Annotated in this window: 5 protein-coding genes; all 5 read left to right on the forward strand. The window is 67.7% G+C overall.

Features of this window, described 5'->3' with window-relative positions; translation table 11 throughout:
- The coding region (locus tag NM1_RS23865; RefSeq protein ID WP_157123998.1) for a pyridoxal-phosphate dependent enzyme at nt 1–366 on the forward strand (366 nt) is incomplete at its 5' end.
- A gap of 191 nt (nt 367–557) precedes the next feature.
- The gene (gene ssb / locus NM1_RS23870; protein WP_068023895.1) at nt 558–995 is read left to right on the forward strand and encodes a single-stranded DNA-binding protein; all 438 of its coding nucleotides are present in this window, start codon (nt 558–560) and stop codon (nt 993–995) included.
- Nucleotides 996–1,058: 63 nt separating this feature from the next.
- A complete protein-coding gene (gene ettA, locus NM1_RS23875) occupies nt 1,059–2,735 on the forward strand; it encodes an energy-dependent translational throttle protein EttA (RefSeq protein WP_068023898.1) in 1,677 nt (558 codons plus the stop codon).
- A gap of 321 nt (nt 2,736–3,056) precedes the next feature.
- The gene (locus tag NM1_RS23880; protein WP_068023891.1) at nt 3,057–7,955 is read left to right on the forward strand and encodes an NAD-glutamate dehydrogenase; all 4,899 of its coding nucleotides are present in this window, start codon (nt 3,057–3,059) and stop codon (nt 7,953–7,955) included.
- A gap of 641 nt (nt 7,956–8,596) precedes the next feature.
- Entirely contained in the window at nt 8,597–9,049 is a 453-nt protein-coding gene (locus NM1_RS23885; protein WP_068023902.1) for an acyl-CoA thioesterase, read from the forward strand.
- The last annotated feature ends 45 nt before the right edge of the window (nt 9,050–9,094 follow it).

Genomic DNA, 9,094 nt, shown 5'->3' on the forward strand with positions numbered 1-9,094 from the left:
CAGGGGCTGCGCGGCCGGGTGGTCGGCGTCGAACCGAAGGGCGCGCCCACGCTGCACGCCGCGCTGGCCGCGGGGCGCCCGGTGGACGTGCACGTCAACAGCATCGCCGCGGATGCCCTGGGCGCCACCAGGATCGGCGATATCGCGCTGGAGGTCGCCACCCGGTATTCGATGGGCTCGGTGCTGGTTACCGACGACGCGATCGCGATGGCGCGCGAATACCTGTGGCGGGAGTTCCGGATCGTGGTGGAACCGGCGGGCGCGACGGCGCTGGCCGCGATCCAGAGCGGGGCGTATGTGCCGGAGCCGGGGGAGCGGCCGGTGATCGTCCTGTGCGGGGCCAATACGGACCTGGCGACGCTGTAGCGCGATCCGGGCAATCGGAACAGTGGGTATTCACATCCCGGAATTCCATCCCCAGAACCGGATTCGGTCTGTTGCGCGGACGGCGGATCGAGCAGGCTGGAGGTACTTCCGGAACGGAGGGGCGGCCGGGGATCCGAGGGCCGCCGAGTCCCGAAATGGTCGAAATGGCCGAATTCTCGAGGGGTGGAATCATGTACGAGGCGAATACGGCCGTCATCGGCACCGTGGTGACGCATCCGGTGCGGCGCAGTCTGCCGGGCGGGGAGCAGGTGATCACGTTCCGGATGGCGAGCAATGCCCGGCGCTTCGACCGCGACCGCGGCGAATGGGTAGACAACGGCAGCCTGTTCGTCACGATCAGCTGCTGGCGGCGCCTGGTCGAGGGTGTGGACGCCTCGCTCCGCCGCGGCGATCCGGTCATCGCCTACGGGCAGCTGCGCACCAACGAGTACCGGACCAAGGACGGGGCGGAGCGGCACGATCTGGAGATGCGGGCCAGCGCGGTCGGCCCGGATCTGGGCCGCTGCTCGGCGACGGTGACGCGCCGCCGATCCGGGAACTCCGCGGAGCCCCGGGGCGTTGAGCCTGCGGCTGACGATCGACCGGTCGAGCCCGCTCAAACTCCTTGACTACCTGGGGGAATTCGCCAGCCGGGTAAAGCCGATCGCTTCGGAACTACTAGGGTGATGCACATGGCAGAGTTCATTTACCAAATGCGCAAGGTTCGCAAGGCGCACGGAGACAAGGTCGTCCTCGATGACGTGAACTTGAACTTCCTCCCCGGCGCCAAGATCGGCGTGGTCGGTCCGAACGGCGCCGGTAAATCGAGCGTGCTGAAGATCATGGCGGGGCTGGACCAGCCGAACAACGGCGACGCCTGGCTCGCCCCCGGCGCGACCGTCGGCATCCTGCAGCAGGAGCCGCCGCTGAACGAGGAGAAGACGGTCCGCGGCAATGTCGAGGAGGGCCTCGGCGAGATCAAGGTGAAGCTGGACCGCTTCAACGAGATCGCCGAGCTGATGGCCACCGACTACTCCGACGAGCTCATGGAAGAGATGGGCAAGCTGCAGGAGGACCTCGACCACGCCGACGCCTGGGATCTCGACTCCCAGCTGGAGCAGGCGATGGACGCGCTGCGCTGCCCGCCGCCGGAGGAGCCGGTCACCAACCTGTCCGGTGGTGAGCGCCGCCGCGTCGCGCTGTGCAAGCTGCTGCTGAGCAAGCCCGACCTGCTGCTGCTCGACGAGCCGACCAACCACCTGGACGCCGAGTCGGTGTTGTGGCTCGAGCAGTTCCTCGCCCAGTACGCCGGTGCCGTTCTCGCCGTCACACACGATCGCTACTTCCTCGACAATGTCGCCCAGTGGATCCTCGAGCTCGATCGCGGCCGCACCTACCCGTACGAGGGCAACTACTCCACCTACCTGGAGAAGAAGGCCGAGCGCCTGGAGGTGCAGGGTAAGAAGGACCAGAAGCTGCAGAAGCGACTGAAGGACGAGCTGGCGTGGGTGCGTTCCGGCGCCAAGGCGCGCCAGGCCAAGAACAAGGCCCGCCTCGGCCGGTACGAGGAGATGGCGGCCGAGGCCGAGAAGATGCGGAAGTTGGACTTCGAGGAGATCCAGATCCCGGCCGGTCCGCGCCTGGGCAACGTGGTCGTCGAGGTCGAGCACCTGGGCAAGGGCTTCGGCGACCGCCAGCTGATCAAGGATCTGTCATTCACGTTGCCGCGCAACGGCATTGTCGGCGTCATCGGCCCCAACGGTGTCGGTAAGTCGACGCTGTTCAAGACCATCGTCGGTCTCGAGCAGGCCGACAGCGGCACGGTGAAGATCGGCGACACGGTCAAGCTGAGCTACGTCGACCAGAACCGCGCGGGCATCGACCCGAACAAGACGGTGTGGCAGGTCGTCTCCGAGGGCCTGGACTTCATCCAGGTCGGCAGTCAGGAAATGCCTTCGCGCGCTTATGTTTCCGCGTTCGGCTTCAAGGGCCCGGATCAGCAGAAGCCCGCGGGTGTGCTGTCCGGTGGTGAGCGCAACCGCCTGAACCTGGCGATGACGCTGAAGCAGGGCGGCAACCTGATCCTGCTCGACGAGCCCACCAACGACCTCGATGTCGAGACCCTCGGCTCGCTGGAGAACGCCCTCGAGCAGTTCGCGGGCTGCTCCGTGGTCATCTCCCACGACCGCTGGTTCCTCGACCGCACCTGCACGCACATCCTGGCGTGGGAGGGCAACGACGACAACGAGGCCGACTGGTTCTGGTTCGAGGGCAACTTCGAGGCCTACGAGGCCAACAAGATCGAGCGGCTGGGGCCGGAGGCCGCGCGGCCGCACCGGGTCACGCATCGCAAGCTGACTCGCGACTAGGTCCACGCCTCGGGTTACTCGCGGGTTCGGTTTCCGGTTACCCGCGGGTACTACCGTCGGTTACTCGCGGGTTATCGACAAGCAAACAGTGTGATTCGTCATAATGGGACGGGCGTCAAATAACAACTGGCGCAACGTCTGTCGCGCGCTACCTGGAAATTCGGGCGGTGTGCTGGTGCGGTCGTACCAACCGTGCCGTTCGGACTGCCCGGCGCCGCCGCAGGTTTGGGAGGATTCCTCGGCGGCGTCTCGGGCGTCCAGCTACTCTCGACTCCGGCGTCACTTTGTTGCGGAACCGAATCCGAGGAGTTGGCGAAGAAAATGACGGTCTCGTCCGAAATGTCCAGCGCGGCGTGGGCCGCCGGTTTGCCGGCGCAGCTGCGCGGCGAACTGGCGAACCTCGAGGAGGCGTACTTCCGCCACGTGGACGCCGGCGATGTGGACGTCGCGATCACAGGCGGTTCGAGCCTGGTGTTCCGACGACACCTCGAGCTGGGCATGCAGCGCCCGCCCGGGCAGGCACGGGTGCGGGTGTACCACCCGGACGACGGCGCCGGTCTCGGGGCGGCGGTGCAGATGGTCACCGACGATATGCCGCTGCTGGTGGAGTCGGTCACGGCGTATCTCAGCCGGCACGGCGTCAGCATCAGCGAGGTGATCCACCCGATTCTCGAGTCGACCCGCGACGCCGAGGGCGCTCTGGAATCCGCCGTCCCGCACGAGGTCGACGGCAACGGCGCGGACGCCCTGCGGGAATCCTGGATTCACGTACAGCTGCACCCGTCGACCAGCCCGGCGCTGCTGGCCGAGCTCGAGACCGGCATCTCCGACGTGCTCACCGACGTGCGCCAGGTCATCGGCGACACCAAGGCCATGCGCGGGGTGCAGGACGGGCTGGCCGAGATGCTCGAGCTGGCGGCCAAGGAGGGCACCCCGCCGTTCTCGCCGACCGATCTCGTCGACTGCGCGAATCTGTTGCGCTGGCTGGCCGACGGGCATTTCACCGTGCTCGGCTACGCGCGCTACCAGCGCCCCGCGACCGGTGGCGTGCAGGCGAAATCCGTTGTGGACCCGGACAGTTGCCTCGGCGTGCTGCGCCTGGACGTGGGCACCGACTTCCGCGTCCCGGTCGACGGCGGCGACCGCCCGCTGCTGATGCTCACCCAGGGCTTGGTCCCGGCCACCGTGCATCGCTCCGTGTATCCGTACTTCGTCGGCGTCGCCGAATTCGACACCAGCGGCGCCATCACCGGTGAGCACCTGTTCATCGGCGTGTTCACCGTCGCCGCGATGCACGAGAACGTGCTCGACATCCCGGTGATCGAACGCCGGGTGCGCTCGGTGGTCGAGCAGAGCGGCCACGAGCTGGAATCGTATTCCGGGCAGGCGATGCTGGAGGTGATCCAGTCCTTCCCGCGCACCGAGCTGTTCTCCGCGGACGTGGAGACGATGCGGCACACCGCCGGTGCGGTGCTCAACGTCGGGCTGCGGCGGCAGGTGCGGCTGTTCCTGCGTTCGGACTCCTACGGCCGGTTCGTGGCCTGCATGGTCTATCTGCCGCGCGACCGCTACACCACCCGGGTCCGCCTCGAGATCCAGGACATTCTGGTGCGCGAGCTGGGCGGCGTCTCCATCGACTATTCGGCTCGCGTCTCCGAAAGCGAGCTCGCCAGCGTGTATTTCACGGTGCGCCTGCCGGAACCGGGCACACCGGTGGATGTGTCCGAGCCGAACCGGCTGCGCATCCAGGCGCTGCTGGCCGAGGCCAGCCGCACCTGGGACGATCACCTGCGCGACGAGGTGGCCGCCTCGACGGTGCTGGATCCGGCCGTGGTGCAGCGCTACACGTCCGCGCTGCCGGACGCCTACAAGGAGGACTTCCGGGCCGGTCGCGCCCTCGCCGACATCGTGCGGCTGGAGCGGCTGGCTCCCGGCCAGATCGATCAGCACCTGTACCGGCGGCCCGAATCCGCGCCCGGCTCATGGCGTTTCACCCTCTACATCGGCGGCGGCATCTCGCTGAGCCAGGTGCTGCCGCTGCTGCAGAGCCTGGGCGTGGAGGTCGTCGACGAGCGGCCGTACAAGCTGCAGTTCGAGAACGGCCGCGAGGCCTGGATCTACGACTTCGGCCTGCAGGCTCGGCCCGACCTGCTGCGGATGTCGCTGGACCGCAACATGGATGCCGAACTGGTGGAGACGTCCGACCGGCTGGACGCGCTCGACGCGCAGGAGCGCGGGCTGCGCGAGCGGTTCACCGCGGCGTTCGACGCGCTCTGGTACGGACGCGCCGAGGCCGATGCGCTGAACGAGCTGGTGCTGCGCGCGGGTCTGGACTGGCGCACCGTGTCGATCCTGCGGGCGTACTCGAAGTACCTGCAGCAGGCCGACTTTCCCTACAGCCAGGCCAATATCGCCCGGGTGCTGCTGGTTTCGCCCGATGCGGCGCGGCTGTTCGTGGACCTGTTCGCGGCGCTGTTCGATCCGGACTCGGCCTCGCCCGACCGGGCCGCCGAGCTGGAGGCCGCGGTCGCCGAGCGCATCAACGAGGTGGTGAGCCTGGATGCCGACCGCATCCTGCGCGCCATCCTGAGCCTGGTGCGGGCGACGCTGCGCACCAACTACTACCGCACCGACGAGCACGGTGGGCCGCGCGAGTATCTGTCGATCAAGGTGGAGCCGGGCGAGATCGACGAATTGCCCAAGCCGCGGCCGCAATTCGAGATCTTCGTGTATTCGCCGCGGATCGAGGGTGTGCATCTGCGCTTCGGTCCGGTGGCGCGCGGCGGGTTGCGGTGGTCCGACCGTCTCGAGGATTTCCGCACCGAGATTCTGGGTCTGGTGAAGGCGCAGGCCGTCAAGAACGCCGTGATCGTGCCCGTGGGGGCCAAGGGCGGGTTCGTGGTGAAGCATCCGCCCGCGACGACCGGTGATCCGGCGGCGGATCGTCAGGCGCTGCAGGCGGAAGGGGTGGCGTGCTACCGCACGTTCATCTCGGGCCTGCTGGATGTCACCGACAACGTGGATCAGGCGACGGGGCAGGTGCTCCCGCCCGCGCGGGTGGTGCGCCGTGACAGCGATGACACCTATCTCGTGGTCGCTGCCGATAAGGGCACGGCGACGTTTTCCGATATCGCCAATGATGTGGCCCAGTCGTATGGGTTCTGGCTCGGTGATGCGTTCGCGTCGGGTGGTTCGGTGGGTTATGACCACAAGGCGATGGGGATCACGGCCAAGGGCGCGTGGGAGTCGGTGAAGCGGCATTTCGCCGAGATGGATATCGATACGCAGTCGCAGGAGTTCACTGTGGTGGGTGTCGGTGACATGTCCGGTGATGTGTTCGGTAACGGGATGCTGTTGTCGGAGCACATCCGACTGGTCGCGGCGTTCGATCACCGGCACATCTTCCTGGATCCGGATCCTGTTGCGGCGCAGTCGTTTGCGGAACGCAAGCGGTTGTTCGCCCTGCCGCGCTCGTCCTGGCGTGACTATGACACGTCGCTGATCAGTGCGGGCGGCGGCGTGTACGACCGCACCGTCAAGTCGGTGCCGATCAGCCCGCAGGCCCGGGCCGCGCTCGGCCTGGACGACGACGTCACGTCGCTGTCGCCGCCGGAGCTGATCCGGGCGATTCTGCGGGCGCCGGTCGGGCTGCTGTGGAACGGCGGCATCGGCACCTACATCAAGGCGTCGGCCGAATCGAACGCCGAGGTGGGGGACAAGTCCAACGACGCGGTGCGGGTCGATGCGAACAGCCTGCGGGTCAAGGTGATCGGCGAGGGCGGCAACCTCGGCCTCACCGCGCACGGACGGATCGAGTTCTGCCTCAACGGCGGCAAGTGCAACACCGATGCGCTGGACAATTCGGCGGGTGTGGACTGCTCCGACCACGAGGTCAATATCAAGGTGCTGATCGACGGGGTGGTGTCCGCCGGTGAACTCCCCGCCGCCGAACGCAATTCGCTGCTGGCCTCGATGACCGACGAGGTCTCGGACATGGTGCTGCAGGACAACGTCTCGCAGAATTTCCTGATGGGCATGTCGCGGGCGGAGGCGCCGCGGATGCTGAACGTGCAGAAGCGCCTGATCGCCGACCTCGAATCCCGCCGCGGGCTGGATCGTGAGCTGGAGGCCCTGCCGTCCGATCCGGACATCAAGCGGCGCGCCGAGGCCGGTGCCGGGCTCACCTCGCCGGAGCTGGCGAATCTGATGGCGCACGCCAAGCTGTCGCTGAAAACCGATCTGCTCGATTCTGATCTGCCCGACAGCGCGTACTTCTCGGCCCGGCTGCCGCGGTACTTCCCGACGCCGCTGCGCGAGCGGTTCGGCACCGCGATCAAGCGGCACCGGCTGCGCCGCGAGATCGTCACCACCATGGTGATCAACGAGATGGTGGACCTCGGCGGGATCACCTACGCGCATCGGCTCAACGAGGAGATCGGCGCCAGCGCCACCGACGCCGTGCGCGCGTTCGCCGCGGCCAGCCAGATCTTCGACCTGTCGTCGATCTGGAGCCGCATCCGCGCGGCCGACATCGCCACCGCGGTGAAGGACGATCTGGAGCTGGAGACCAAGCGCACCCTCGACCGGGCCTCGCGCTGGCTGCTGAGCAACCGGCCGCAGCCGATCGCGGTCGGCGCCGAAATCCATCGGTACAGCGGAGCGGTGCGCGAGCTGGCGCCCAAGGTGCCGGGCTGGCTGCGCGGGCACCACGTCGACTCGCTCGAGGAGCAGTCGGCGAAATATATCGACCGCGGTGTTCCCGAGGCGCTCGCGACCGAGGTGTTCGGGCTGCTCAACCTGTTCCCGCTGATGGACGTCGTAGATATCGCAGACATCACCGACCGCAGTGGTGAGGAGGTCGGTGCGCTGTACTACGCGCTCAACGAACACCTGAAGATCGACTGGCTGCTGCAGGCGGTCAGCCACCTCGAGCGCGGTGACCGCTGGCATGCGCTGGCCCGGCTGGCACTGCGCGACGACATGTACGGATCGCTGCGCTCGCTGACGCTGGACGTGCTGTCCGGCGGCGATCCGGAGGAGACGGCCGAGGAGAAGATCGCGTACTGGGAGTCCAAGAACCAGTCCCGCCTGGGCCGCGCCCGCGCCGCGCTGGCAGAGCTGTTCGAGTCCGGAACCCACGACCTGGCAACCCTGTCGGTGGCAGCCCGCCAGGTCCGCAGCATGGTAAGCGGCGTCGGCGCACAAGCAGAGGTGCGCTGAGACACGCCAAAGTTCCCACCGGCCCGGGGCTTCACCACTGGATCTTCGGGGCCTCCGTACTGGGTCCTCGGGGGTTCCGTACGGGGTCCTCGGAGCCTCCGTACGGGGTCTCGGGGGCTCCGTACCGGGTCCCCGGGGCGTCCGTACTGGGTCCTCGGGGGCTCCGTACTGGGTCTTCGGGGTTCTGTACCGGGTCCTCGGGGTTCTGTACCGGGTCCCCGGGGCGTCCGTACGGGGTCCCGGGGCCTCCGTACCTTGTCCCCGGGTCTCCTGTGCTGGTCCCTGGTCTCCTACCAGCCCTCGGGGACTCCTATCGGTCCCCGGGACCTCCCATCGATTCCCCCTACCGGTCCCGCTAGGGGCCGGTAGGGGGCGACGCGGCCGCTGTGCCAACTCACAGAAAGCTGTCCAACACCCCGCTGACCGGCCCGGATCAGATGTGACGCCAGTGGCGCAGTCGTGACCCGATCCGGCGCCGCCCGCCCGACCCGGCATACTGGATAGCCGAATCGGTCCGGAGGCAGCGTGGCGCCGGAACGGTTCCGACCCGCTGCTTCACCACTCGCGGCGCCGGCCGCCCGGGGCGGCACGGTGCGCGGGCGGCAATCCGATCGGAGGTTAGTGTGACGAGTGTCGGTTCGGTGAACGGGCTCGCGAAGACGGCCGGTACCGCCGTGCTGCCCAAGCGTTTTCACGCCAAGGTCGATGTCCGCTGGTCGGATATGGACGTCTTTCAGCACATCAACCACGCCCGGATGGTGACGCTGCTCGAGGAGGCACGGATCCCGTGGCTGTTCGACGACCGTCCCACCTCCGGGCTGCGCTCCGGATGCGTGCTCGCCGATCTGCACGTGCGCTACAAGGGCCAGCTCCGCCACGAGGACACGCCGCTGGACATTGCCATGTGGATCGATCAGCTGCGCGCGGTCGACTTCACCATCGGCTACGAGGTGCGCGCGAACGGCGCCGCCCTCGACTCACCCCCCGCCGTGATCGCCAGCACCCAACTGGCCGCATTCGACATCGACACCCAGCGCCTACGCCGCCTAACCGCCCCCGAACGCGAGTACCTGGCCCAATGGAAGGCCGACTGACCACTCCCGTATGTGAGTAGTTGTGCCAGTGGATGGCCTGGCTGG

This window comes from Nocardia mexicana NBRC 108244 (assembly GCF_001613165.1).
GTDB classification, from domain to species: domain Bacteria; phylum Actinomycetota; class Actinomycetes; order Mycobacteriales; family Mycobacteriaceae; genus Nocardia; species Nocardia mexicana.

Excerpts from the sequence above, each read along its gene's own strand:
- ettA (WP_068023898.1), top strand. The coding sequence starts at position 1,059 with ATGGCAGAGTTCATTTACCAAATGCGCAAGGTTCGCAAGGCGCACGGA.
- ssb (WP_068023895.1), top strand. The coding sequence starts at position 558 with ATGTACGAGGCGAATACGGCCGTCATCGGCACCGTGGTGACGCATCCG.
- NM1_RS23880 (WP_068023891.1), top strand. The coding sequence starts at position 3,057 with ATGACGGTCTCGTCCGAAATGTCCAGCGCGGCGTGGGCCGCCGGTTTG.